We start from the raw sequence: 25,803 nt of genomic DNA, 5'->3' as shown, positions 1-25,803 counted from the left end.
AGTCCTGTTAAGTTTCTTCGCTAGACGGTATAGCGCGTAAAACCAACTAAAACGTACATGATAGAAAAAAATAATAAGAAAACAATCCGCTCATGGGCTTTCTTCGATTGGGCAAACTCTGCTTATAACCTAGTCATAACCTCTACTATTTTTCCTGCCTATTATACCATTATTACCACTACAAAAGAATTTGGCGATAAGGTTTCTTTTTTCGGTCATTCTTTTACAAATACTGCCTTAAGCAACTATGCCCTAAGTTTTGCCTATTTGATAATGGTTATCGCACTGCCTGTTTTAAGCTCTATTGCAGACAATCGTGGGAACAAAAAATTCTTTATGAAATTCTTTACCTACATGGGCGGTATTGCTTGCGCGGGTTTGTTTTTTTTCAAACTAGATACACTTGAGACTGGAATTATATGTTTTATGCTTGCAGCAATGGGATACATCGGCGGCGTGCTTTTCAATAATTCTTATCTGCCCCAAATTGCCACAGAAGACCAACAAGATAGGGTAAGTGCTCAAGGATTCTCGTATGGGTATATTGGTTCGGTACTTTTACAACTTATTTGTTTTCTATTTGTACTTAAGCCAGAGTTGTTTGGAATAACGGATGCGTCTTTGCCTGCAAGAATATCATTTCTGTTGGTAGGCATTTGGTGGATTGGGTTCGCACAAATACCTTTTGCTAATCTCCCATCAGAGAAAAAATCCTATGTAAGCGGTAAAAACATAATTGGCGAAGGTTTTAGGGAATTGGCTAAAGTCTGGCAAAAGTTAAAACGAATGCGGCGACTAAAATACTTCTTAACGTCTTTCTTTTTCTATTCTATGGGCGTGCAAACGATTATGTTGGCGGCAGCTGGTTTTGCAGAAAAAACGTTGAGACTTGGAACCGCAAAACTGATTGCAATTATCTTGATCATCCAATTAGTTGCCATTCCGGGTGCCATGTTAATGTCTTACCTATCAACAAAAATGGGAAATGTTAAAGTATTGATTTTTGTCGTAGTCATTTGGATTGGTGTTTGCGTTGGCGGATACTACATTCAAAATGAATATCAATTTTATGCCCTTGCCGCATTGGTGGGTTTGGTAATGGGCGGAATTCAATCGCTTTCTCGATCAACTTATTCTAAGTTTTTACCAGTCGATTCTACTGATACGACTTCTTTTTTTAGCTTCTATGATGTAACTGAAAAATTGGCAATCGTTATTGGCTTATTCAGCTTTGCATACATTGAGGAAATTACAGAAAATATTCGTAATTCTATTTTTGCGCTAGCCATATTTTTTATTATTGGCATGGTTTTTTTAATCATCTTACAGAAAATTGAAAAGAAAGCAATCGCTAATGCCTAATTTAGCGGCTTTAAAAATTTGTTGATGAATGTAACCCTATTTATCCCTTGTTTTGTAGATCAAATGTATCCCGATACCGCTTTTAACACCGTAAAGTTGTTAGAGAAAGCTGGATGTAATGTTCAGTACAATCCAAAACAGACCTGTTGTGGCCAACCAGCTTATAATGCAGGTTTTTGGGAAGACGCCAAAGAAGTTGGTGCAAAGTTTTTAAATGATTTTAGAGAACCTGGTTATGTAGTATCCCCATCTTCTTCTTGCGTTGGAATGGTAAAAAACGGCTATAATGATCTTTTTACAAATACGATAGACCACAATACTTGTAGAAGCTTACAAGGAAATATCTTCGAACTTTCTGAGTTTCTTATCCATATTGCTAAGAAAGATTATTTTGGTGCAGAGTTAGAGGGGAAAGCCGTTTATCACGATGCTTGTAGTGCATTAAGAGAGTGTAAAATTAAAGATGAGCCGCGCCAGTTGCTCTCTAAAGTGCATGGCCTAGAAATGTTAGAAATGGTAGATACAGATATGTGCTGCGGTTTCGGTGGAACTTTTGCCGTAAAGTTCGATTCCATATCCTCCGCCATGGCGGAGCAAAAAATAAACAATGCCTTAGATCAAAAAGCCGATTATATAATTTCTGCCGATTTATCTTGTTTAATGCATTTGCAGAGCTACATCGATAAAAACAACATTCCCATAAAAACCATTCATATTGCGGATGTGCTTACCAATGGATGGTTAGAGAGTACGGAATATTAATTAATATTACCTGATAGAACGTGGTGTTTGCTATCCAAAAGATTACAAAATTGGAGGGAAAAATCGCTTAGTTGGTCAAAACAAATTAAACCAATAACCCGTTTTCTTATCAAACAGAAAATTTCCAATAAAAATGAGAAAAATCATTGTCGCTTTTTTTGCCATCGCATTTTTTGTGATAGATGCAAATGCCCAAAATAAAAAAACTTCTGGAGCCATAGAATTTGAAACAACCATAGATCCTTCTGCTGTAATGTCGGGAAACGGAATACAGTTGCCGCCCGAAATGATGGCTAGAATTCCATCAAAGAGTACAGCGCCCTTTGAGCTACTTTTTACACCTACACAAGCCAGTTATATGGGTGTTCAAGAGACTGAAGACAGCAACGGCGGTGGAAATAATGGCGGCTTTGCTAGAATGATGAGCCGATTTGGCGGTGGTGCCGGAAGCAGAGAATATTATTATACCTTTCCGGATAAAAAATTGACCGAAGTATTTGATTTAAATGACACGACCTACTATATGCAAGGAAAGTTGACTTTAAAACCAATGACCATCGGAGGAAGAGGGCCTGCAAAAGGTGCTAAAGATTCATCCGCTATTAAACCAGTTGAAGCACCAAAAATAGAAGTGCTTAAAACAGATTCAACGAAAGAAATTTTGGGTTTTAAATGCAAACAAGTCCTCGTAAAGTCTACCAGAAAAATGGATATTTTGGGGACAGAACGGAACGTGGTTGAGGAAACAACAATTTGGTACACAGATGATTTAGGCTTCGATTTTTCTCCAAACCCGGCCATGTGGACGGAAGGAGCTGTGCTTGCAATTATTAGCCACGGCTCTTCTACAATTGCAAAAAGCATCAATTACAGACACGTTGCATCATCAGACGTAACTGCACCTAAACGAGCCGTGCTAATAAGCGAACAAGATTATGAAGCAAAGCAAAAAGCAGTTATGGCAGGATTAAGAAACAGATTTGGAGGCGGGCAAGGTAGAAGGGCTAACTGATGAGTGTTGATTTAAAAAACTATTATTAGCAGTAATAGAGGAGATTTCTCCAGAAGGTTTGATGTTTTTTGAATTGCGATATTTGGCTTTTATAGGTTTACCAGATTTAAACTCCATCCTAATAAATTCCCTATTAACAACTTTAAATAGGCTCACATTGTTAATTCGATCTGGAAATCGATACCGTTCGACTACGCTAAAGTTTATCCAAGCTTAAGTGTATAGTAGAATAATATTCTTCTAAAGCACCAGCAAACCGTGTTTTCGTAGTGTATTTATAGGTTTTGAAAACCAGAACAGTTCAAAGTTTTTAAAGGTTGTTTCGAAGCTTTCTTTTATTGCTCCAAAAGTGTAGATTTTTTCATTTGTTACTGACAGGTTATTGAGCATTTCTACCAGCCAAATGCCTTGCTCCCGATCAGTTTGGATGCTAATGGTTTCTTTTTTTGTGTGAAAAGTAATAGATGCCATTTGCCACGTATTTCCCTTCTTTGATTTTTCAAAAAATGTAGCGATAGGTTTAGCCGAAATCCAAACCACTTTAGCGGTAGACCTAATGTTAAAGAGGTGCTCGTTTACTAAAGCATCCTGTATAAACATTGCGGGAATTTTTGTTTTCGGGATTTTGAAATCGAACCATTCCTGTAAGTCAAAATCGAAACAGATGCCATGCATAAAGTTGAACAATGATTTTTTTAGACCATAGCTAAATTGGTTGTGATTGATGCCTGTTTTATCAATATAGTTGATGTCATTGTTTGCGAAGGTTCCAACACTTTCCGTTTCCTTACCTACACCAAATTTTTCTGGATACATGCCAACCGGGCTATGTGCGGTCATCGCAAACTGATGCCAAAAACCTGACTGTAAGACACCTGTTTCAAACATTTGCCTCACCATTTCTAAACTATCAATCGTTTCTTGAATGGTTTGGCTCGGATAGCCGTACATTAAATAGGCGTGTACCATCACGCCAGCTTCGGTAAAATTTCTTGTCACCTGCGCCACTTGCGCAACCGTAACGCCCTTGTCTATGAGCTTAAGTAACCGATCTGAAGCGACTTCTAAGCCACCTGAAACGGCAATACAACCGGCCGATTTTAGTAAAAAGCAAAGATCTGCGGTAAAACTTTTCTCAAATCTGATGTTTGCCCACCAGGTTACGGAAATATTTCTTCTCAAAATTTCCAGAGCAACTTCTCTCATCAATGCGGGCGGCGCTGCCTCATCAACAAAATGAAATCCGTTTTGCCCCGTGTTTGCAGATAACTCCTCCATTCTATCTACAATCATAGCTGCGGCCACCGGCTGGTAATTCTTGATGTAATCGAGAGATATGTCGCAAAAAGTACACTTTCCCCAATAGCAACCGTGAGCCATAGTCAACTTATTCCATCGCCCATCGCTCCACATTCTATGCATTGGATTTACCATTTCAATCACGGAAATGTATTCATCAAGTCGCAAATCGCTGTAATCCGGCGTGCCAGTTTCAGCTTGTTTATAGTCGCGCTGGAGGGAATCATTGCGATACACTACTTGGCCGTCAATTAAGAGAAAGGTTCTCTTGAAAGATTGTGCTTCCTCGGGAATGTTGCCGCAACTATTTCTGTGCAGAAGCTCTATGGGCAGTTCTCCATCATCTAAAGTAACATAATCGAAAAATTCGAATACCCGCGGATCGCTTAGCGAACGAAGTTCTGTATTTGGGAATCCGCCACCCATAGAAATTTTAATGGCGGGATAATTTTGTTTTACGAATTTGGCGATGCGAAAGGCACTGTATAAATTGCCCGGAAATGGAACAGAAATCAAAAGTAGTTTTATTGAATTATGCGCCAGTTTTTCGGCCATTAAATTAAGCAAAACCCTATCAATATAAGTAGGCGCTTTCGATAGCGTGTCGTAAAGTTCATCAAACGAATTTGCGCTACGTCCCAATCGCTCTGCATATCTGCTAAAACCAAAATTTTCGTCCACACAGGCTACGATAAAATCAGATAGATCTTCTAAATATAGTGTTGCTAAATGCTTCGCCTTATCTTGAACGCCCATGCTGCCAAAGGCCCAGTCTAATTCTTCCAACTGATCAAATCTAGAAGCCTGTGGTAAATAATCACCGCTACTAATTTGCAACGCTAAAGTTGGGTTTTTGCCTTGCAAAAAAGCTACAACTCCATCAATGGTTTTTAAATAGTCTTCTTTAAGCGAGAAAATTCGAAAAATATTAGGTAATTCAGCAACAGATTGTTTGTCTGCGAAATTAAAAATGTTGCGCAGCCCATCTTTTGAAAAAAGTTTTGCAATAACCTCAATTCCTAAATCTGCTTGGTAACAGGCAATTTGTTTTGTGTTTAAAAACCCTTTTATGTATGCTGAAGCCGGATACGGAGTATTTAGCTGGGTGAAGGGCGGCGTGAGTATGAAAATATCCGATGTCAAAGGCTTCATAGAATTAGACAAAAGTAAAGCTTTTAAAAGTAGTTAGCGTGAAAAGCAAAGGCATTTCTAAAAATTGCTAGGCAAATCGTTAAAAATTTTTGTTCATATTTTCGTTTTTATGTTTGATGAAGTATTAATTGTACTTAATCTGCAAAATTAACGTTGAACAAATTGTACCTTATAATGTCTATGCGTTTAAAATATTTTGTAGTTTTTTTGCTGTTGACACGTGTTGCGGCGGCGCAAAAAACATTTCGATTTCCTAAGCTACCTGCAACAATAACTGATATTAAGCAATCTATTCCGGCAGATTGGCATCTTTTTTCAAAGGCGTTTGGCGATTTAAACGCAGATGGGACAGAAGATTTAGCAGTGATTTTGGAGGCAGATCGAGAAGTAAATGAAACCCGTGTGTATGGTGATAATCATACAGACATTATAAAGGAAAAGCAAAAACCCAGAATTTTGGTGCTGTTTTTCCGTGATAAAAATTCGAATCGATTTCAGTTGTCGGCACAGAACAATAATTTTATTTTAAGGGAAAAAGAAGGAGGCATATTGGGCGAACCTTTTGAGCAAATTGCCATAAAAGACGAACAGCTCTACTTGCGTTTCAAAGGAGGAAGTATTTGGCGCTGGGAGATGGGCTACACCTTTAAGTTTTTAAATAACGATTGGACATTGACAAATGCCATAACCTCTTATTACAACAACAATACTGGTGCTTTTACCGAAAGAATTTTCGATTTCAACAATCGGCAAATGTTTACCAATTTAGGGAATCTATATCAGCGCGACTCCGCAAATCAGAAAATAAGTGAAATTTTATTGTTTAGTAAGATGAGAACCTTCGACACTTTTAAAAAACCCTGGGCTTGGGAAATTATGCCTGATGTTTATTTATAGGGTTAAAAAACGACAATCCGCTCCAACAAAAAAAAGGTATCTGTTGGGTTCAGTTGTTTTTAAGAATTATTTACTAGGAAATTACAGCGTTTATCATCGACAGTGAAATCCCTATTTATTTTTCAACTTCTCAAAATGAGCAGTTAAAAATTTTTCTATTCCATCGGTCGCGTAACCCAACAATCTCGCATTTTCACCAAGCTCAGAAGAAACTACTATCGTTTCTTCGCGTATTTGAGTCATGCAATACGTGTTTATAGATTGTTGCATAGGTAAGGTAATGTATTGTTTTGCCTTTGCAATTTTGCCACTTAATACAATTAACTCTGGATTAAACAACTGTATTAAAATAGATATTGCTTTACCCATATTTGCTCCGACATTGGATAGAAGCTGAATGGCGTATTGATCTCCTCTATTTGCAGCGTTTATAATTGTTTCTGGGTCTATTCGTTCGAGATCAGTTTTTGAAAGCTCGTTAAGCAAAGATTTTTTGCCCAATGATAAACCTTCTTTTGCTGTTTTAGACAAAGCATTACCAGAGGCGATCGTTTCTAAACAACCGTGTTTGCCACAATAGCAAAGTGCACCGTTTTCTACAAAAGGGATATGGCCAAACTCACCGGCGAAACCAGTTGCACCTCTTCTCAATTGCCCGTCCATTATAATGCCTAATCCAACTCCCCAATCCATTAATAATACAAGCACATTCTTCTTTCCTTTAGCCAAACCATGTTTAGATTCTGCAATGGCAGATCCAGCAGTGTCATTCTGAAGAATAACTGGGAGCATTAAGGCTTTTTCAAAACATTCGGCTAATGAAATTTTACTACCATCGTCTATAAGGTAACTATAATTTTCACCTTTTACGGTATTTACCAACCCTGGAATCCCGATGTAGCAACCCAGAATTGTTTGCCGGTCGATGCTGTTAGTCTTTAGTAAACCTTTAATGTAAGGGAGTAAGATGGAGAGGAAATCAGCACGGTTTTTAGATAAAGACAAGGCTACTTCAACAACTTCCACCACAAAATTACAGTTGTTGTCTAAAATAGCTATTCTAATGTGAAATAATTCTACATCGATACATATAATTAACGCCTTTTTATCTTTTAAAACATATAAATCTGGCTTTCTTCCTCCAACAGAAATACCCGTTCCACGCTTCTCTATCCAACCTATAAGCACCAAATCGGTCAAAAATTTCAGCATGCTTGGCATGCTTAGGTTTACCGCTTTGCAAAGCTCTGATGAGGAACTTGGCCCACTGGAAAAAATATGTTTTAAGATTCGATATCGGTAAGCAAGATGTTTGTCGCTTTTTGCCAAAGAGGTAATAACATTATTTAATAGGGAAAGGTTCATGTTTTTTTGAGTATTTCAAACAATATTACTAAACTTTTATAAAATATTTATTAAAGTATTTTATTTAAATAAAAAAATCGTGTTTTGATTTTATTATAATAAAAAAACTATTTACCTTCCATCAATCAAATAGCCGGTATAAAGTTTAACCCCGTAAATCATTCCAATGATTGAGTTTATGATAGAATAAATTTCCCTTGAAGAAAACAAGAATCCTTTAACAAAAAAAATATTGATTTTTCCCTTCTTGGATTTCGCTTGTCGAGATGAAGGGAAAATTTAAAACTTGCAAACTTTAATCGTTACCCTTTTTATTTGCTCAACAAAAAAAAATATTCAGAACTTCAGCAAGGCCATGCCCTCGAGGTGCTTTTTAACGCTTACCTTAAACCATCAACATAAACTATGGAACCGAAAAAACAAAAACTTCAAGAAACCAGAAGAGATTTTATCAAAAAAGCGGTAGTGGGGGTTGCGGCCTTTACCATTTTACCGCGCTATGTGCTCGGTGGCACGGGCTTTATTGCGCCGAGTGATAGACTCACGAAAGCTGTAATTGGCGTCGGCGGAATGGGACGAAATCATTTTGGCTATGATGGAACACAAGTAGTGGCCATTTGCGATGTAGACACAAGACATATTGACCTAGCCAAAGGAATGTTAGACAAAGGGGTTAAATCTTTTAGCGATTACCGAGAATTGATTAAACTGCCTGAGGTAGATATTGTACATATTGCTACACCGCCGCACTGGCACGGAATTATGGCAGTTGACGCAGCCAACGCGGGTAAAGACATTTGGTGCGAAAAACCGATGACCCATACCATTGGCGAAGGAAAGCGCGTAATGGAGGCAGTTCAGAAACATGGGACAATGTTTCGTTTAAACACTTGGTTTAGGTTTAAAGATACTTTTTACGGAATGGGCACCACGGTAAAGCCAATTAAAAAGCTAGTAGATAGTGGGCTGTTAGGTTGGCCATTAAAAGTTACCGTAGGAAAACATACTGGTTATGATTGGAAGTTTTACTGGGTGGGAAAAGATAACTTATTGCCACAACCAGTACCAGCAGAACTGGATTACGACAAATGGCTTGGTCCTGCGCCATTCAAGCCTTACAATGAGCATAGAGTTCATCAAACATTTCGTGGCTATTGGGATTACGATGGTGGCGGATTAAGTGACATGGGCCAACATTACATAGATCCCATCCAATATTTCTTGGGAAAAGATGGCACCAATCCAATTTCTGTAGAAGTTGATGCCCCTCAACAACATACCGATGCAGTTGGAACTTGGCGAAGAATAACCTATACCTACGCAGATGGTTGTCAAATTATATTAGATGGTGATGGAACAGAAACCAATGTACCCTATATTGAAGGTCCAAAAGGAAAATTGTATCCGGGATTTAAATCGGATATTCCTGATTTAGAAAGGAAATTAGCCGCTTTTCCAGATCCTGCTGAACAAATGACAGATTTTGTGACGTCAATTAAAACGAGAGAAAGGTTTGCGCTGAATGAAGAGAATGGCCACCGTTCTTGTAACATCGTAAATATGGGTTTGGTGGCTTTAAAACTTGGTAGGTCGTTAAAATTTGATCCGGTAAAGCAAGAGTTCATTGATGACGAAGGAGCAAATAGGATGATTAATCCTGTTATGCGTGCGCCGCATTCAATTTAATGTAGTCAATGCTTTAAAAAATCTAATTTTTACTTCTATCAAAATGATAAAAAAGATACTATTTATACTAATAAGTGCAATGACGTTGCAAAATGCAACACAAGCACAGAACAAAAAGGACCAGCGAACAGTAACCACTAGAATAGCGGATTTACTTGCTCAAATGCCGGCAAATGACTCAGCTTTGCTCAGGAACAACAATAACGAAATCGCTCAACTAGGAGAAGACGGTTATATAACGTTAATTGGGAAATTGGCCGCTCCTGGCACCGCCAATAACGCGCCGCTAGAATATGCTATTGGCGGTTTCTCTGCCTATGTAAGTCAAAGTAGCCAAGAGGAATTACGGCAAATGGCAGAAAATGCGTATGCTAAAGCGTTAACTAAATTAACCAATAAGCAGAATAAATCATTTGTTATCAGTCAGCTAGAACTTGTTGCTAAAGACGATGCAGTTTCGGTTTTACAAGCGTTTTTGACAGATGAAGACTTATCAGATCCTGCTTGCCGAGCTTTGGTAAAAATCAATACCCCTAAGTCAAAATCAGCTCTATTAAATTCGTTATCTGACGCAAATGGCAAGGCAAAGCTTTCGATAATTCAAGCGCTTGGAGATAGCCATACAAAAGAAGCTTCAAGTGCAATTAATGCCCTCGCTACTAGCAGCGATGAAAACACGCGGAAAGTAGCTTTGTATGCGTTGGCTTACATCGCTGATCCTTCATCGGAACATACATTAGCAAACGCTGCTGAAAAAAGCGGATACAAATTCGAAAATACCGATGCAACTTCCAACTATCTGATATATGCTGAACATTTATTAGCCAACGGAAATGCATCACTAGCAATTGAAATTGGGAAAAAGTTAATGCTAAAAACTGGCGATGATAAATTATTAAGGATTCGTACAGCTGCATTAAAAATATTAGTTGATGCAAACAAAGCTAATAATCAAGACATTCTGTTGGCAGCTGCTGGCGATAAAAATGCGCTTTATCGTGCCGCTGCGCTAAAGTTTGCTGTTCCGTATGTTACAGCTAACAACACAGCTGCGTGGGTTAAAAAGATAGATCGGGTAAATGATGATGCTAAAACAGACATTATCTATATGCTCGGCGAGAGCGATGCCAAAGAGGCGTTACCGGCAATTTTAAAATTATGTAGCAATAAAAGTTCAACTGTAAAATTCGCTGCTTTAAATGCTGTTACCACGATTGGCCAACAGCAAGTGCTCCCCGATTTACTTAAAATCATGAGTAAAGGAGACAGTTCAACTACCGCAACCATCGCTAAGCTAATTGATAGAATGAAGGGAAATCAGGTCGCTGAGATGGTTGCTGCAGCTATCTCGTCTGCAAAACCAGAAGTACAAATTTCATTACTCAATATTCTTGCTTCAAGAGCCGCCAACGCACAATTAAATACTGTTTACGAGCAGTTGAAAAGTAAGTATCCTGAAGTACAGCAAGCCGCCTATCTGGCTTTGAGCAGTGTGGTGGTTAAAACAGATTTACCGCAACTATTTACCTTGTTGACCACTAGTTCAGGAGCACAAGAACGGGCAGTGCAAGAAGCAATTATCGCCGCAGTAAAAAACATCGACAATAATGCTGAACAGGTTGAAGCGGTATTGGCACAAATGAATATCGCTGATCCAAAAAAGAAATTACTTTTCTATAAGATTCTCGCAAATCTAGGCGGGGAGGAATCATTAAGAGCTGTAGTAGATGCTTACCAAAAAGGCGATGAGCAGGTAAAAAAAGTAAGTTTGGAAGCGCTTGCTGCTTGGCGCGATGGCAATGCGATGGAACAGTTGATAAAAATTGCTCGCAATACAAAAAATGCAAGCTTTTTAGATATGGCGATAAATGGATATTTACGTTCGATTGAAGATAGTAAAGCGCCCGCAGCGCAAAAATTATTACTGCTTCGCAACGCGATGGAAGTTGCTCAAACTACAATGCAAAAAAATCAGATAATAAAGGCTACAGAACAGGCAAAATGTTTTAATGCCATCCTCTTTGCTGGCAAATATTTAGACGATCCTACCTTACAGCAAACTGCAGCAAACGCAGTAATGAACATTGTGATGGCTGGTGAATACAATGGCGACTTAGTTAAAGTGTTGCTAAACAAAACCATCTCGGTAATTACTGGAAACGACAGCGGTTATCAGAAAGAAGGTATGCGAAAGTACATTGCAGAAATGAAAGCAGGTCCGGGTTTTGTATCCATATTTAATGGAATGGACCTAACAGGTTGGAAAGGATTGGTAGCAAATCCAATTGAGCGTTCCAAAATGGACGCTAAAACGTTAGCAGTTGCGCAGAAAAAGGCTGATGCGGCAATGGCTGAAAGCTGGAAGGTTAATAACGGGGAATTACGTTTTGTTGGGCATGGAGACAACTTAGCAACTACCAAAAAATACGGTGATTTCGAAATGTTAGTCGATTGGAAAATTATCGACGATAAAAAAGGAGAAGGTGATGCTGGTATTTACCTTCGAGGTACACCACAAGTGCAAATATGGGACAATGCACGCACAAACGTAGGCGCTCAGGTAGGTTCGGGTGGTTTATACAACAACCAAGTGAATGAAAGTAAGCCACTCACAGTAGCAGATAACAAACTAGATGAATGGAATACCTTCCGTATTTTAATGAATGGAGACAGAGTTACCGTTTATTTAAATGGAGTCTTAGTAACTGATAATGTGATCCTTGAAAACTATTGGGATAAGAACATTGCTATTTTTGCTGAGGAGCAAATTGAATTGCAGGCTCATGGATCTCCGGTAGCTTACCGCGATATATACATTAATGAACTTCCAAGCGTAAAACCGTTCGAACTGTCAGCACAAGAGAAAAAAGAGGGTTATAAAATTCTTTTTGACGGCACCAATATGCATCAGTGGATGGGAAATACTGTAGATTACACCATAGAAGACGGAAACATTGCCATCCGTCCGAAGCCAGGGAAAGGTTCTGGAGGCAATTTGTTTACTAAGGAAGAGTTTAGCGATTTTATTTACCGTTTTGAATTTCAGTTGACACCGGGCGCTAATAATGGTTTAGGTATAAGAGCACCCTTAGAAGGCGATGCCGCTTACGAAGGAATGGAACTGCAAATTTTGGACAATGAGGCGCCCATCTATAAAGATCTGCATGTATACCAATATCATGGTTCTATCTATGGCACTATCCCTGCAAAAAGAGGCTATTTAAAGCCTGTTGGAGAATGGAATTATGAAGAAGTAATTGTAAAGGGACCAAAAATTATGGTCATTTTAAATGGCACAACTATTCTTGATGCAGACATTACCGAAGCGCGAAAAAATGGTGCAGCAGATGGTCAGCCACACCCGGGATTGTTGCGCAATAGTGGCCATATTGGTTTCTTAGGTCATGGTTCTTTTGTACAGTTTAGGAACATCAGAATAAAAGACCTTAGTACAGGTAAAAAATAACATGGAGCTTTGATGTTATCCTAGCCGGTACGTTTCTAATAAATTAAAGATCAAGTTACATAGATCCAACTGCTAGCTTAGCCGTTGGATTTATGCTTACTGCAAGAACAAATTTCATTTTGGAAATAGTTTTACCTCTGATAAAAAGTTCAAACATTACTATACTTTTTAAAAAAAAGCTGAGATTTTTTAAACACATGCTAGCGCTAACGATTGGAGCGATATCCTTTTGTACTGCGCTTTTGAGCAGGGCAAAAGATTTAGCGGAAAGCGTGTAAAAGCGCCCAAATATCAAATAAAAATTTACAGATTTTTCGCGATTACAAAACCACTTGCCCAGGCCCATTGAAAATTATAACCACCTAACCAACCAGTTACATCTACACACTCGCCGCCAAAGAATAAGTTTGGTACTTTTTTGCACATCAGCGTCTTAGAATTAATTTCCTTGGTATCAATTCCGCCACGCATTACTTCAGCTTTTTGATAGCCTTTATCGCCCGCTGGTTTGACCTTGAAATGGTGGATAGTTGTTGATATCTTTGCCAACTCTTCCTTACTTAAAGATGCGACAGGCTTATTTAAGGGCAAAAATTTAGCAAATGCATCGGTTACGCGCTTAGTATAAAACCGATGTAAAAAAGCGGCTAATGGTATTTTTCCATTAAACCCACGTTCTTTTTCTAATAATTCGGAAATATTTTGGTGAGGTAAAAGATTCAAATTGATCTCTTCGCCTTTTCGCCAATAAGAAGAAAGTTGTAAAATGGCCGGTCCACTTAGGCCCCAATGAGTAAATAGAATATTTTCTTCAAAAGCCATTTGACCGTTGCTCACTTCACAAAAAATACTGTTTCCAGACAGGCTAGCAAACCACTCTTCGTCTTTCCCGGTAATGGTAAGTGGAACTAAGGCCGGAGCTGTTTCTACAATACTTAGTCCTAATTCTCTCGCAAAGCGCAATGCAAAATCGGTAGCTCCCATTTTTGGAATTGGCAAACCTCCAGTAGCAATAACCAAACTTGAGGACTTAATTTTTTTCGATTTTCCGGAATGTTCAAACACTACTTCAAATCCGTCAGAATTAATATTTATGTCCATCACATTTGCATTACACACCATCGTTTGGCCGAAATCGGCACACAACGACAAAAAAATCTGCACCACATCTTTGGCGTTTTTACCTTCAGGAAAAAGCTGTCCCAAGGTTTTTTCGGCACCGTTAATGCCATTCATTTCAAAAAAGTTGACACTGTCGTCTACAGTCCACTGTGCCAAAGCTGATTTGATAAAATGTGGGTTATTAGAGATGAATTGTTCTTCCGTAGTGTGTAAATTAGTGTAGTTGCACCGGCCTCCACCAGAAATAAGTATTTTTGCCCCTACTTTATCATTTCTTTCTAAAAGTATTACGTTTTTGCCCAAATAACCTGCCTGAACGGCACACATCAATCCACAAGCACCGCCTCCAATTATTATTGCATCTGCATCCATCAATAAAAATTTATACTTTTGTACAAAAGTAGCATACTTTTTCAACCTCATGGCAAAACAGATAAGCGATTTAAAATTAGGGATTTTAGGCGGAGGTCAGCTTGGCAGAATGCTGATCCAACAGGCTATCAATTACAATTTGACAACCTTTGTACTAGATCCAGATCCAGATGCGCCATGCAAGGACCTTTGTAAAGTATTTGAAAATGGTTCGATCACCGATTTTGATACCGTTTACAACTTTGGGAAGAAAGCAGACATCATCACCATAGAAATTGAAAAGGTAAACATTGAGGCTTTAGAGCAGTTGGAAAAAGAAGGAAAAAAAGTTTTTCCGCAGTCGCGAGTAATCCGACTAATACAAGATAAAGGGGTACAAAAGCAGTTTTTTAAAGAGAATGACATTCCAACGGCTCCCTTTCAAATGGTTACAGGCAGAGAAGACATTCTGCAAAGTCAATTTCAATTTCCCTATGTTTTAAAGTTGAGAAAGGATGGGTATGATGGGAGAGGAGTGATGATCATCAACAGTGAGAAGGACGTAGAAAAAGCATTTGAAGCGCCGTCGATTATAGAACAATACATCGAATTTGAGAAAGAAATTGCTGTTATTGTAGCTAGAAATGCTAAAGGCGATGTCAGTACTTTTCCGATGGTGGAAATGGAATTTAATGCTGAGGCGAATCTTGTTGAATTTTTAATTTCTCCATCTACTTATGGGGAAACGGTGCAATTGCGTGCGGAGAAAATTGCGAAAGACATTGCTTCTGCCATGAACATAACAGGCATTTTGGCGGTTGAGATGTTCATTACCAAAGACGGCGAAATATTGGTAAACGAAGTTGCTCCAAGGCCGCACAACAGCGGTCACCATACAATCGAAGGGAACTACGTTTCGCAGTATGATCAATTAATTAGGGCTATCTTTAATTTGCCTTTGGGCGACTCCCGCAGTATAACAAATGCGGTGATGATTAATTTACTTGGAGAAAAAGGATTTGATGGTGTTGCGAAGTACGAAAATCTAGACAAAGTATTGTCAATAGAAGGTGCCTATGTTCATTTGTACGGGAAGAAATATACAAAACATTTTAGAAAGATGGGTCACGTTACCGTGGTAGATATCGATAGAGATAAAGCGATAGAAAAAGCCAGATTTATACAAAAGACATTAAAGGTTATCACTTAATAGTTATTCTTCTCAAAACATTATTTATTCCGCATTATCATAAATTTGAATCAATGGAGCACCAAAACACAAAACCGATTGTCGGTATTATTATGGGAAGTAAGTCTGATCTTGGAGTGATGCAAGATGCAGCAGATGTGTTGATGAAATTCGGAATTGATTTTGAACTTACTGTGGTTTCTGCGCATCGGACGCCCGAGCGGATGTTCGAATATGCAAAAAAAGCAGTGTCGAGAGGCTTAAAAGTAATTATTGCTGGTGCTGGTGGGGCTGCACATTTGCCCGGGATGGTCGCTTCCATTACGACGTTACCTGTTATTGGCGTTCCAGTAAAATCTTCTAATTCTATTGACGGTTGGGACAGCATCCTGTCTATTTTGCAGATGCCAAATGGTGTTCCTGTAGCTACCGTAGCCTTAAATGCATCAAAAAATGCAGGCTTGTTGGCCATTCAAATTCTGGGTACCGCCAATGATTCATTGCGGAAAAAAATGCAGGATTATAAAAACGAAATGCGAGAAGCCGTAGAAAAGAGTGCAGAAAGTTTACAGTAGATTTTTCACTTCATATTTAACTTGCCGCCAGCGGTTTTTGAATTACCTTGATTTAAAACCACTTACAAAAATTAATCTATTTTGGAAGAAAATTTCAGGTGTGACATTTAGATAAGATCTCTCGCGCATAGAACCTGCAATGAAGTAGATGCCTTACTTTGAGTAAATAATCTGTAATCTTTTACCAAATACTTTAATTCAACCTTGGATCTGATGAAAAATTCCCAATGTGAGCATATTTCGGACCTAAATTCACCACTACATCACGCCATAGTTTTTCATCGTCAGCGCTAAAAATATTGTCTGGATTTGGAATGTCGCTGACCATCCAAGCATTTTGCTCTAACTCTTGTTGAAGCTGTTGGTATCCCCATCCAGAATACCCAATAAAAAATTTTATTTCAGATTCGGTTATGGCATTGTTGTTAATCAAAATTTTCAAAGTTTCAAAATTACCTCCCCAATAAATACCATTGCCGATGGACGCTCCGCTTAGCATTTTGTCATAACATCTATGAATGAAAAAAACACTATCGGTTTGAACTGGGCCACCGAAATAAACTTTATTTTCCGCATCCCAAGTGTCAGGCAAAACGTGCTTGAGCTTTAAGTTTTTTGGTTGATTTAATATAAACCCAATCGTTCCTTCATCATCGTGGGTAGTAATCAGCACCACATCGTTTAAAATTTGGATCGGCCATGAATGGCTCGGAAATCAGCAATCTGCCTTGAGTCGGTTTTATAGTGTTGAGCATAATTTTTTTTGTAAGCCATTTAATTTGGCGTAAATTTGTTGGTATGCAAATTACCACTGAAGCGCTACAAAATATGCGCCAAAATTACATTAACGCTACCTTAGATGAGGCAGATGTAGATGAAAATCCTTTTGTTCAATTTAAAAAATGGTTTGAGCATGCGGTACAAAGTAAGGTGAATGAGCCCAATGCAATGACACTGGCAACGGTTACGAAGGCGGGAAAACCAGATGCACGAATTGTTTTGCTTAAGGGTATTGATGACAATGGATTTCAGTTTTACACAAATTATCTAAGTGCAAAAGGAAAAGAACTTAAAAAAAGTCCTTACGCAAGCTTGGTATTTTTTTGGCAAGATTTAGAGCGGCAGGTACGTGTTGAAGGAACGGTTACAAAGTTAGATAAGGAAACTTCCGAAGCTTATTTTAAGTCTCGGCCGCGTCAGAGTCAACTTGGTGCCATTGCTTCGCCTCAAAGTCAAGTGATAGCAAATAGAACAATTCTTGAAGATAAATTTAAAGAGTTAGAAACTCAAAATGAGGGAAAAGAAATTGCCAAACCAGCACATTGGGGAGGCTTTTTGGTAAAGCCAACCAGGATAGAATTTTGGCAAGGCAGGAAAAGCCGTTTACACGATCGAATCAATTACGAACTTCTGGCAAACAAATGGGTGAAGACTAGACTTGCACCCTAAATTTTCGCATATGAATAGTGGCATTAAAAGGATAGCGGTGGTCGGTTCTGGTACCATGGGTAATGGTATTGCGCATACTTTTGCGCAATTTGGGTACCAAGTCAATCTTATAGACATTAACCAAGAGGTTTTGTTAAAAGGCTTGGCAACGATAGAAAAAAATCTCGACAGACAGGTTATAAAAGAAATCATCAGCGATAAGCAAAAACAACAAATTCTCACCAAAATTACTTGCATAAACGATTTGGAAAAAGGAGTTGCGGGTACTGATCTTATAATTGAAGCCGCTACGGAAAATATAGCGCTTAAATTAGCTATATTTAAATCCTTAAATCAGTTCGCTCCGGAATCTGCCATTTTAGCTTCCAACACTTCCTCTATTTCCATTACAAAGATTGCCTCTGTTACCAATAGAGGAGATAAAGTGATCGGCATGCATTTTATGAATCCGGTACCGATCATGAAATTGGTTGAAGTCATCAGGGGCTACGCAACCAGTCAAGAAACGACCAAAATTGTGATGGATTTGGCGATTTCATTAAAGAAAAACCCAGTGGAGGTAAATGACTATCCGGGTTTCGTGGCCAATAGAATATTAATGCCCATGATTAACGAAGCCATTTATACCCTTTACGAAGGTGTGGCGGGGGTAACCGAGATAGATACGGTAATGAAACTTGGAATGGCGCATCCAATGGGGCCATTACAATTGGCAGATTTTATTGGTCTAGATGTTTGTTTGGCGATTTTAAAAGTATTATACGAAGGTTTTGGAAACCAAAAGTATGCGCCCTGCCCATTATTGGTAAACATGGTTGTTGCAGGTAAGCTTGGCTCAAAAACTGGTGAAGGATTTTATCACTACACAAAAGGAAGCAAAGAATTGGTGGTGGCAGAAAAATTTATGCGAATAAACATGAGTTAAAATGATTTGATTGACATCTTTAATGTTGCAAATAGCAGAAATTGGAAGCCTAACCTGGCTCTAAAATCAACCGTACAAGAATGAACGATAACCTTGATCCATCTTCAGAAAACCTAAACCAAACCGATAGAGATATTGAGCGCGTACTCCGTCCGCAGGAATTTGAAGATTTTACAGGCCAAGAAAAAGTGATGGCGAACTTGAAGATTTTTGTTCAGGCGGCAAAACTTCGTGGCGAATCTTTAGATCACGTGCTGCTGCATGGTCCTCCGGGTCTTGGAAAAACAACTTTATCCTATATTATTGCGAACGAGATGGCAACTGGCATAAAGGTTACCTCAGGACCAGTGTTGGATAAACCCGGTGATTTGGCGGGATTGCTTACAGGATTAGACACCGGTGATATCTTATTCATTGATGAAATTCACCGATTATCACCCCTAGTAGAAGAATATTTGTATTCTGCGATGGAAGATTTTAAAATAGACATTATGTTAGAGACTGGCCCGAATGCCCGCTCTGTACAGATCTCTTTAAATCCATTTACATTAGTTGGTGCAACTACGCGTTCTGGTCTGTTAACTGCTCCGCTTCGGGCCCGTTTCGGGATCAATTGCCGATTGGCTTATTACGATTCTAAGCTTCTAACCACCATTGTGCTGCGATCATCTACCATTTTAAAGACAGAAATTAGTGACGAAGGCGCCTACGAAATCGCGAGGCGCAGTAGGGGAACTCCTAGAATTGCAAATGCGCTATTGCGAAGAACAAGAGATTTTGCTCAGATAAAAGGCAACGGAAAGATAGACACAGAAATTGCGAGATATGCATTAAATGCGCTAAACGTTGATGAGCATGGCTTAGATGAAATGGACAATAAAATTTTGATCACCATCATTGATAAGTTTAAAGGTGGCCCAGTGGGCTTAAAGACGATTGCAACTGCCGTTGGAGAAGATGAAGGGACTATTGAGGAGGTCTACGAACCATTTTTAATTCAAGAAGGCTATATTATGCGAACATCCAGAGGAAGAGAAGTAACGGAGGCGGCTTATAAACATTTAAAGAAAAACTATCCCAACCAAACAGGAAAGTTATTTTAAAATACCCAGGCTGGCCGAACGGCAAACTTAATTTTTCTAAAAAGTGGCTATTAAATTTAATGACAACATCGAAAACATATAGTTTTACAGCACTCGGCTTCTCCATAATTGCGTTCCTTTTGTTCGTTTTTGGAGGAAATTTTTTTGTAGGCATTCCAACCATCGACTTGTTTTTTGCGCTGGTTGCGTTAGCCTATATAACCGCATTTATTGGGCTGATGAAGAATACAAAGTCCTTTATTAGTTGGTTGGTGATTGTATTGGTTTCTACATTGGTGGTTTGCGTGATTTCTTTTATAAGCAATTTCTAAAACCAAGGATAGCAATATCACAAGTGTAAACTATTAAATTTAAATTTTCTGTAATTTTTTATTCATAGGGTGACTTTTGGTTCGATCATATTTTATAGAAAATTGAATTGAAGATTTGGATTTTTATACTATTTTCGTTGTGGGTAATCTAAATTAATCACGATGAAAAATTCCATTTCACTGCTTTCCGTTTTTATGATTCTGTTTTGGGTGAGCTGTAAGAAAAACGTCTCGAAAAGCAGTGTAAAAGAAATTAAATCTTTTAAAATAGAAGCGGCCAATAATACGGGTGTTCTTCAACAAGATATTGTCGCCACCATTCAAAACGAAGAAATTAAGCTCGACATTCCGCAGGGAATATTAATTCAACCGCTTAAAGCAACTTTTACATACGAAGGTGTTAACGTAAGCGTAAACGGAATAGAACAAGTTTCTGGGGCATCGATCATTGACTTTTCGAAGCCTATTACCTATAAGGTTACTGCAGAGAACGGTAGTCAGGTAAGCTACAACATAACGATCAATGCCATTGAAGACAGCGGACTGAAATTTGCGTCGTTTGGTTTTAAAAAGCTTTACAATCAAAGTTTGGCCGCAGATGTGGTGGCAACGAAAAATGGAGATACATTGGCTTTTATCCTTAAAGGGTATACGAAAGCGCTAATCCCAACTTTTACTACGGAAGCCAAAGAAGTATTAATTAGTACTGTTAAGCAAACGTCTAACGCCACCAAACAAGATTTCTCTGAGCACATTACTTATGTACTTAAGTCGGCTTATGGTCAGCAAAAAGAGGTTATAGTAAAAGTCACTTGGAAAAATATTCCACGGTTAAGCATAAATACGACCGGCAATGTAGACATCACTTCCAAAGACGATTATTTAACAGCAACCATAAAATTAGATGGTAACGGGCTTTATCCGGATTACAGTGCGACAACAAAAATTAAGGGCCGTGGAAATAGCACCTGGGGAGCTCCTAAAAAACCCTATCGGCTCAAGTTAGATCAGAAAGCATCGCTCTGCGGCATGGTTGAAGATAAAGATTATGTGTTGCTTGCAAATTATCTTGATCCTACCCAAATGCTTAACGCAGTTGCTTTGAAAGCAGGCCAATTGTTGGATATGCCTTATGTTAATCATGTTGTTCCTGTCGATCTTTTTGTGAATGGTGTTTTCAAAGGTAATTATATGCTAACAGAACAAGTAACAGTCGGCGCGGGCCGAATTAACATTAAAGATGGAGGAACTCTGCTAGAACTTGATAGCTATTTCGATGAGGCTTATAAATTTAGATCAGACAATTATCAGTTACCCATAAATATTAAATATCCAGACCTTACAGATCAGGCTCAAGTGGCACCACTAAAAGCTGACTTTGAAAAATTAGAAAATTTGGTAAATTCGAGTAATTTTCCAAATAATAATTATGCAGATTATATAGATTTAGATCAATTGGCAAATTATGTTTTAATCACAGATCTTGTTTGTAATTTGGAGATTGGTCACCCAAAAAGTGTTTATATGTTTAAGCCGAAAAACGGTAAATATATAGCAGGTCCACTTTGGGACTTCGACTGGGCTTTCGGCTATGCTGGCGATAATTTTGACTATTTTAAAAGCACAACGTATCCGATTTTTCTTTTTCAAGAACCTGGTTCCGATTTTTACAAAAGATTTTTTATGGATCAAAATTTTAAAACAAAATACAAACAGAAGTGGAATGATTTTAAGGCAAGTAAAATGCCAAAATTACTCACTTATTTAGACGATTATGCATTGTTGATTGGAGATTCTTATGCTATGAATTACACCTTATGGCCAGGCGGAACCGGTAATCTGGATGGTTATAAGTCATCGATAAAAGTCTGGTTGCAAGGAAGAACTGCGTATCTGGACAACTATGTGTCTGGGTTTTGAAATATAACTGTTGCCATGAAAAGCAGAGGTATCGTCGATCGGTAGGTGATTGTACTCGTTTTTATTTTCGGCGGGTTGCTTGAGTTATTTCATTAATCATCTCTACAAAATGATGTTGAATTTTGCAGGAGAAAACAGAATTTATCAATGCGAAAGATTATTCGGCTCTTATTGTACAGCTTGTAAGTCGGTTAAGTTTATCTAACTAATTTCCAAATTATTCCTATAGATCAGTATTTACCTGTTGGTGTTATTTCTGTACAGTTTCGGTTTTAGTTCGAGCGTTCACGAAAATGGCCGTCTTTCTTTATATAATGAGCCAACCTAAAATAAGTGACTTTCTTTTACCCTTTCATCATGCTGAGAAATACAAATTCACAGGCACACTGATAGAACATGTTTACAAATAACGTTCCGTTTCGATAATCGATTCCAATTGCATCGTAAAATTACCAAGTACCGGACTGAAGGTTTTAGGTTATATTCTGGTTTGTGCAGGAGGGTACAGGACGGGCTCTTTCTTTCTTTCTCGTAATTTGCTTCCATTAAAGTACGAAACCTATCAATCGTTAACCAAATAATAATGAACTCTTACAGGATCAAAACAAAAGACATTTCTTTTTTTTGTCTCGCTCTATTTCTAACAGCTTGCACACTTCCAAAAGCTGCCAACAAATCGAAGCGTAATAGTAATTTACCTACGGCAAATCTAGAAATGAGTTTTAGAAATGCACCTGATTCGATCCAAACCAGTGTGTATTGGTATTGGATGTCTGATAATATCTCAAAAGAAGGCGTAGTAAAAGATCTAAAAGCAATGAAAAGTGTTGGGATAAATCGGGCGTTTATTGGCAACATAAGCATGGACAGCACCCCTTATGGAAAAGTTAAAATATTTTCTGACGAATGGTGGGATATTTTACATACAGCTTTAAAGACGGCAACTGAATTGAATATAGAAATTGGCATTTTTAACAGTCCGGGGTGGAGCCAATCTGGTGGGCCTTGGGTAAAGCCAACACAAGCGATGCGTTATTTGGCGTCCTCTCAGACGTTTGTTAACGGCGGGAAAGAAGTTTCGCTTAAGCTGCCTAAGCCAGAAGGAGATTTTCAAGACGTTCGTGTCATTGCCTACAGAGCACCAAGAGACTATGGCCAAACCATCAATAGTCTTCATCCAAAGTTGTCAACGAGTGCTCCATTGCCAGAATTGAATAAAATGTTTGATGGGGATCAAAATACAGAGGTGATGATACCAAAATTAAAGGAGTTCAGCATCGATTTCTCAACCGAAAAAGAATATACCGCCCGAAGCTTGGTTATTTATCCAGCACATCAGCAAGCCCGAGCAACTGCCGAGATTCAGATAAAGAATAAAGACGGTTATAAAACGATCAAGTCATTTGAGATTAATAGAAGCAACGCTGCGTTAAATGTAGGATTCATCCCGTATGGACCTATTGCCATTTCTATTCCTGCAGCTACATCTAAAAATTTTAGGCTGGTATTTACTGAGGTATCAGATAATTTTGGGATTGCAGAAATTGAACTCGGTGGAACGCCGCGGGTGGAGCGATTTATAGAAAAAACTTTGGCCAAGATGTATCAAACTCCATTGCCTTATTGGAACGAATATCAATGGAAGCCACAGCCAGTGATAGAAGATAAGAGTTTGATAATTGATCCATCTACGGTCGTTGATATCAGCGATAAGATGGACAACCATGGAACGCTAACTTGGGAGGTACCAAAAGGAGATTGGTTGATTGAGCGTTCGGGAATGTTGCCGACAAAAGTTGAAAATGGACCCGCATCGCCAGAAGCGACCGGTCTGGAAGTTGATAAAATGAGTAAGGCACATGTTGCAGCTCATTTTGAGGCGTTTTTGGGTGAGATTATAAAGCGCATTCCTGCAGCAGATCGTAAAACTTGGAAAGTAGCCGTACAAGACAGTTACGAAACAGGTGGCCAAAATTGGACTGATGGAATGCTCGCTAAATTTAAAGCGAATTATGGCTACGATGCAATGCCATATTTACCAGTTTTAAGAGGCGAGGTTGTTGCTAGCGCAGAAATGTCTGATAAATTCTTATGGGATTTAAGGAGATTTATTGCAGATAGAGTGGCATACGACTATGTGGGCGGATTGAGAGAAATAAGCCATAAATACGGATTACATACCTGGCTAGAAAATTACGGGCATTGGGGATTTCCCGGCGAGTTTTTACAATATGGCGGCCAATCTGATGAAATTGGTGGAGAATTTTGGAGTGAAGGCGAGTTAGGGAATATCGAAAATCGAGCAGCTTCGTCGGCGGCGCACATTTATGGAAAAAATAAGGTTTCCGCTGAATCGTTTACTGCCGGTGGCCAACCTTATGTCCGTTATCCTGCTTTGTTGAAACAACGCGGCGACCGCTTCTTTACAGAAGGGATCAATAACACGTTGCTACACGTGTACATTGAGCAACCTTCCGACGATAAAGTTCCTGGAATTAATGCTTTTTTCGGTACCGAGTTCAATCGCCACAACACCTGGTTTAGTTATATGGATCTTTTTACAACTTATTTAAAACGATGTAACTTTATGTTACAGCAAGGCAAATACATTGCCGATGTAGCTTACTTTATTGGTGAAGATGCTCCAAAAATGACTGGTGTAACTGATCCTGCATTGCCAAAGGGTTATTCTTATGATTACATTAATGCAGAAGTGATCAAAAATCGGGTAAAAGTAAAAGATGGTAAACTCGTTTTGCCAGATGGGATGACTTACAGCGTACTGGTTTTACCGAATTTAGAAACCATGCGACCTGAACTTTTAGCGAAAATAAAGGAACTTGTGTTGCAAGGTGCGAATGTGCTAGGCCCTGCGCCGTCTCGTTCGCCGAGCCTACAAGGTTACCCTAAAGCAGATGCAGAGGTTAAAAACCTGGCTAAAGAATTATGGGGAAATGTTGATGGGGTTAGTTTAAAATCAAGGCAATTTGGTAAAGGCAACATCATGTCTGGGATGGACATGCAACAGGTTTTTCAAAAATTAAACATCCGTCCGGATTTTGAAACCAAAGCAGACGATCCTGCTTTATACATCCATCGAAAAACAGCGGATGCGGACATCTATTTTGTTAGCAATCAGTCAGAAAATACCATTAACATCAATCCCAAATTCAACTTAGAAGGAAAACAGCCAGAAATTTGGAATCCAGTAACCGGAACGATAAGAACATTACCACAGTTCAGCATCGCCGATAAGGGAACAACTATACCTTTAACATTAGAGCCGTTACAAAGTGCTTTTATCGTATTTCGAAAATCTACTTCGGTAACGGTTGGAACAGGTTTAAATTTTCCTAATCCAGAAACAATCGCCACCATTGATAGTCCTTGGTCGGTCACTTTTGATCAAAAAATGAGGGGTCCAAAGAATCCTGTAATTTTTAACCAACTTACCGATTGGACTAACAATGCAAACGATAGCATCAAGTATTATTCGGGTACTGCTGAATATCAGAATGTTTTTAGCCTGCGGAAACCAAGTGAAGGCAACCGAATTTATCTAAATTTTTCAAATGTGAAAGTGATGGCTAAAGTTAAAGTGAATGGGATTAATGTGGGTGGTGTTTGGACGGCTCCTTGGCGTGTTGACATTACAAATGCTGTAAAAAAAGGTAAAAATGAGCTAGAAATATTGGTGGTAAATACTTGGGTAAACCGTTTAATTGGTGACAGTATGCTGCCCGAAAAAGAGCGTCAAACTTGGACTAGTTTCCCACTCTACGATGCTAAAAGTGCATTACAGCCATCTGGCTTAACCGGCGACGTAAATGTTACAACAGTTGATTATAAATAGTAAA

Annotated in this window: 18 protein-coding genes; 14 read left to right on the top strand and 4 right to left on the bottom strand. The window is 38.7% G+C overall.

All coding sequences use genetic code 11. The features are described 5' to 3' along the window. Window positions 1–57: 57 nt before the first annotated feature. From ACVWYG_RS03185 to ACVWYG_RS03175, 3 genes are all read left to right on the top strand, one after another. Window positions 58–1,362 (top strand): MFS transporter, encoded by a 1,305-nt coding sequence (locus ACVWYG_RS03185; RefSeq protein WP_457268684.1) that lies wholly within the window; start codon window positions 58–60, stop codon window positions 1,360–1,362. 24 nt (window positions 1,363–1,386) lie between these two features. After that, a complete protein-coding gene (locus ACVWYG_RS03180) occupies window positions 1,387–2,124 on the top strand; it encodes a (Fe-S)-binding protein (protein WP_457268683.1) in 738 nt (245 codons plus the stop codon). 133 nt (window positions 2,125–2,257) lie between these two features. Then, the gene (locus tag ACVWYG_RS03175; RefSeq protein WP_457268682.1) at window positions 2,258–3,136 is read left to right on the top strand and encodes a hypothetical protein; all 879 of its coding nucleotides are present in this window, start codon (window positions 2,258–2,260) and stop codon (window positions 3,134–3,136) included. 240 nt (window positions 3,137–3,376) lie between these two features. On the opposite strand, the gene ACVWYG_RS03170 is transcribed toward ACVWYG_RS03175, so the two are convergent. Further along, window positions 3,377–5,587: a B12-binding domain-containing radical SAM protein gene (locus tag ACVWYG_RS03170; RefSeq protein WP_457268681.1), complete on the bottom strand. Its 2,211-nt coding sequence runs from the start codon at window positions 5,585–5,587 to the stop codon at window positions 3,377–3,379. A gap of 153 nt (window positions 5,588–5,740) precedes the next feature. On the opposite strand from ACVWYG_RS03170, the gene ACVWYG_RS03165 reads away from it, so the two are divergent. After that, window positions 5,741–6,484, top strand: coding sequence for a hypothetical protein (locus ACVWYG_RS03165; RefSeq protein WP_457268680.1), 744 nt, complete (start codon window positions 5,741–5,743; stop codon window positions 6,482–6,484). 111 nt (window positions 6,485–6,595) lie between these two features. Here ACVWYG_RS03165 and ACVWYG_RS03160 read toward each other — a convergent pair whose 3' ends face one another. Continuing rightward, window positions 6,596–7,849, bottom strand: a complete 1,254-nt coding sequence (locus tag ACVWYG_RS03160) for an ROK family protein (RefSeq protein ID WP_457268679.1) — start codon at window positions 7,847–7,849, stop codon at window positions 6,596–6,598. Between the two features lie 405 nt (window positions 7,850–8,254). On the opposite strand from ACVWYG_RS03160, the gene ACVWYG_RS03155 reads away from it, so the two are divergent. Further along, a complete protein-coding gene (locus ACVWYG_RS03155) occupies window positions 8,255–9,535 on the top strand; it encodes a Gfo/Idh/MocA family oxidoreductase (protein ID WP_457268678.1) in 1,281 nt (426 codons plus the stop codon). Window positions 9,536–9,578: 43 nt separating this feature from the next. Further along, entirely contained in the window at window positions 9,579–13,001 is a 3,423-nt protein-coding gene (locus ACVWYG_RS03150) for a family 16 glycoside hydrolase (protein ID WP_457268677.1), read from the top strand. Between the two features lie 303 nt (window positions 13,002–13,304). Here the strand turns inward: ACVWYG_RS03150 and ACVWYG_RS03145 are convergent, their stop codons facing one another. Further along, window positions 13,305–14,495, bottom strand: coding sequence for an NAD(P)/FAD-dependent oxidoreductase (locus ACVWYG_RS03145; RefSeq protein ID WP_457268829.1), 1,191 nt, complete (start codon window positions 14,493–14,495; stop codon window positions 13,305–13,307). Window positions 14,496–14,544: 49 nt separating this feature from the next. Between ACVWYG_RS03145 and ACVWYG_RS03140 the strand changes: the two genes are divergently transcribed. Next, a complete protein-coding gene (locus tag ACVWYG_RS03140) occupies window positions 14,545–15,684 on the top strand; it encodes a 5-(carboxyamino)imidazole ribonucleotide synthase (RefSeq protein WP_457268676.1) in 1,140 nt (379 codons plus the stop codon). Between the two features lie 53 nt (window positions 15,685–15,737). Beyond that, the gene (gene purE / locus ACVWYG_RS03135; RefSeq protein WP_457268675.1) at window positions 15,738–16,238 is read left to right on the top strand and encodes a 5-(carboxyamino)imidazole ribonucleotide mutase; all 501 of its coding nucleotides are present in this window, start codon (window positions 15,738–15,740) and stop codon (window positions 16,236–16,238) included. Between the two features lie 193 nt (window positions 16,239–16,431). Here the strand turns inward: purE and ACVWYG_RS03130 are convergent, their stop codons facing one another. After that, window positions 16,432–16,914 carry a YqgE/AlgH family protein gene (locus tag ACVWYG_RS03130; protein WP_457268674.1) on the bottom strand — a complete coding sequence of 161 codons (483 nt, stop codon included), beginning with the start codon at window positions 16,912–16,914 and terminating at the stop codon, window positions 16,432–16,434. Between the two features lie 122 nt (window positions 16,915–17,036). Between ACVWYG_RS03130 and pdxH the strand changes: the two genes are divergently transcribed. From pdxH to ACVWYG_RS03100, 6 genes are all read left to right on the top strand, one after another. Further along, window positions 17,037–17,687, top strand: a complete 651-nt coding sequence (gene pdxH / locus ACVWYG_RS03125; RefSeq protein ID WP_457268673.1) for a pyridoxamine 5'-phosphate oxidase — start codon at window positions 17,037–17,039, stop codon at window positions 17,685–17,687. A gap of 10 nt (window positions 17,688–17,697) precedes the next feature. Then, a complete protein-coding gene (locus ACVWYG_RS03120; protein ID WP_457268672.1) occupies window positions 17,698–18,612 on the top strand; it encodes a 3-hydroxyacyl-CoA dehydrogenase family protein in 915 nt (304 codons plus the stop codon). Between the two features lie 80 nt (window positions 18,613–18,692). Beyond that, window positions 18,693–19,715 carry a Holliday junction branch migration DNA helicase RuvB gene (gene ruvB, locus ACVWYG_RS03115; protein WP_457268671.1) on the top strand — a complete coding sequence of 341 codons (1,023 nt, stop codon included), beginning with the start codon at window positions 18,693–18,695 and terminating at the stop codon, window positions 19,713–19,715. Between the two features lie 59 nt (window positions 19,716–19,774). Then, the gene (locus ACVWYG_RS03110; RefSeq protein ID WP_457268670.1) at window positions 19,775–20,026 is read left to right on the top strand and encodes a hypothetical protein; all 252 of its coding nucleotides are present in this window, start codon (window positions 19,775–19,777) and stop codon (window positions 20,024–20,026) included. 162 nt (window positions 20,027–20,188) lie between these two features. Next, complete coding sequence (locus ACVWYG_RS03105; RefSeq protein WP_457268669.1) at window positions 20,189–21,946, top strand: CotH kinase family protein; 1,758 nt, start codon at window positions 20,189–20,191, stop codon at window positions 21,944–21,946. A gap of 715 nt (window positions 21,947–22,661) precedes the next feature. After that, a complete protein-coding gene (locus ACVWYG_RS03100; RefSeq protein ID WP_457268668.1) occupies window positions 22,662–25,799 on the top strand; it encodes a glycosyl hydrolase in 3,138 nt (1,045 codons plus the stop codon). Window positions 25,800–25,803 lie beyond the last annotated feature (4 nt).

The organism is Pedobacter sp. UYEF25 (assembly GCF_054061655.1).
Note: the sequence above shows the minus strand (reverse complement) of the source record. Positions and strands in the feature narration are given on the sequence as shown.

What these genes read in the sequence shown, in the direction of transcription:
- ACVWYG_RS03185 (WP_457268684.1), top strand. Translation starts at nt 58, where the DNA reads ATGATAGAAAAAAATAATAAGAAAACAATCCGCTCATGGGCTTTCTTC.
- ACVWYG_RS03180 (WP_457268683.1), top strand. Translation starts at nt 1,387, where the DNA reads ATGAATGTAACCCTATTTATCCCTTGTTTTGTAGATCAAATGTATCCC.
- ACVWYG_RS03175 (WP_457268682.1), top strand. Translation starts at nt 2,258, where the DNA reads ATGAGAAAAATCATTGTCGCTTTTTTTGCCATCGCATTTTTTGTGATA.
- ACVWYG_RS03170 (WP_457268681.1), bottom strand. Translation starts at nt 5,587, where the DNA reads ATGAAGCCTTTGACATCGGATATTTTCATACTCACGCCGCCCTTCACC.
- ACVWYG_RS03160 (WP_457268679.1), bottom strand. Translation starts at nt 7,849, where the DNA reads ATGAACCTTTCCCTATTAAATAATGTTATTACCTCTTTGGCAAAAAGC.
- ACVWYG_RS03155 (WP_457268678.1), top strand. Translation starts at nt 8,255, where the DNA reads ATGGAACCGAAAAAACAAAAACTTCAAGAAACCAGAAGAGATTTTATC.
- ACVWYG_RS03150 (WP_457268677.1), top strand. Translation starts at nt 9,579, where the DNA reads ATGATAAAAAAGATACTATTTATACTAATAAGTGCAATGACGTTGCAA.
- ACVWYG_RS03145 (WP_457268829.1), bottom strand. Translation starts at nt 14,495, where the DNA reads ATGGATGCAGATGCAATAATAATTGGAGGCGGTGCTTGTGGATTGATG.
- ACVWYG_RS03140 (WP_457268676.1), top strand. Translation starts at nt 14,545, where the DNA reads ATGGCAAAACAGATAAGCGATTTAAAATTAGGGATTTTAGGCGGAGGT.
- purE (WP_457268675.1), top strand. Translation starts at nt 15,738, where the DNA reads ATGGAGCACCAAAACACAAAACCGATTGTCGGTATTATTATGGGAAGT.
- pdxH (WP_457268673.1), top strand. Translation starts at nt 17,037, where the DNA reads ATGCAAATTACCACTGAAGCGCTACAAAATATGCGCCAAAATTACATT.
- ACVWYG_RS03120 (WP_457268672.1), top strand. Translation starts at nt 17,698, where the DNA reads ATGAATAGTGGCATTAAAAGGATAGCGGTGGTCGGTTCTGGTACCATG.
- ruvB (WP_457268671.1), top strand. Translation starts at nt 18,693, where the DNA reads ATGAACGATAACCTTGATCCATCTTCAGAAAACCTAAACCAAACCGAT.
- ACVWYG_RS03110 (WP_457268670.1), top strand. Translation starts at nt 19,775, where the DNA reads ATGACAACATCGAAAACATATAGTTTTACAGCACTCGGCTTCTCCATA.
- ACVWYG_RS03105 (WP_457268669.1), top strand. Translation starts at nt 20,189, where the DNA reads ATGAAAAATTCCATTTCACTGCTTTCCGTTTTTATGATTCTGTTTTGG.
- ACVWYG_RS03100 (WP_457268668.1), top strand. Translation starts at nt 22,662, where the DNA reads ATGAGTTTTAGAAATGCACCTGATTCGATCCAAACCAGTGTGTATTGG.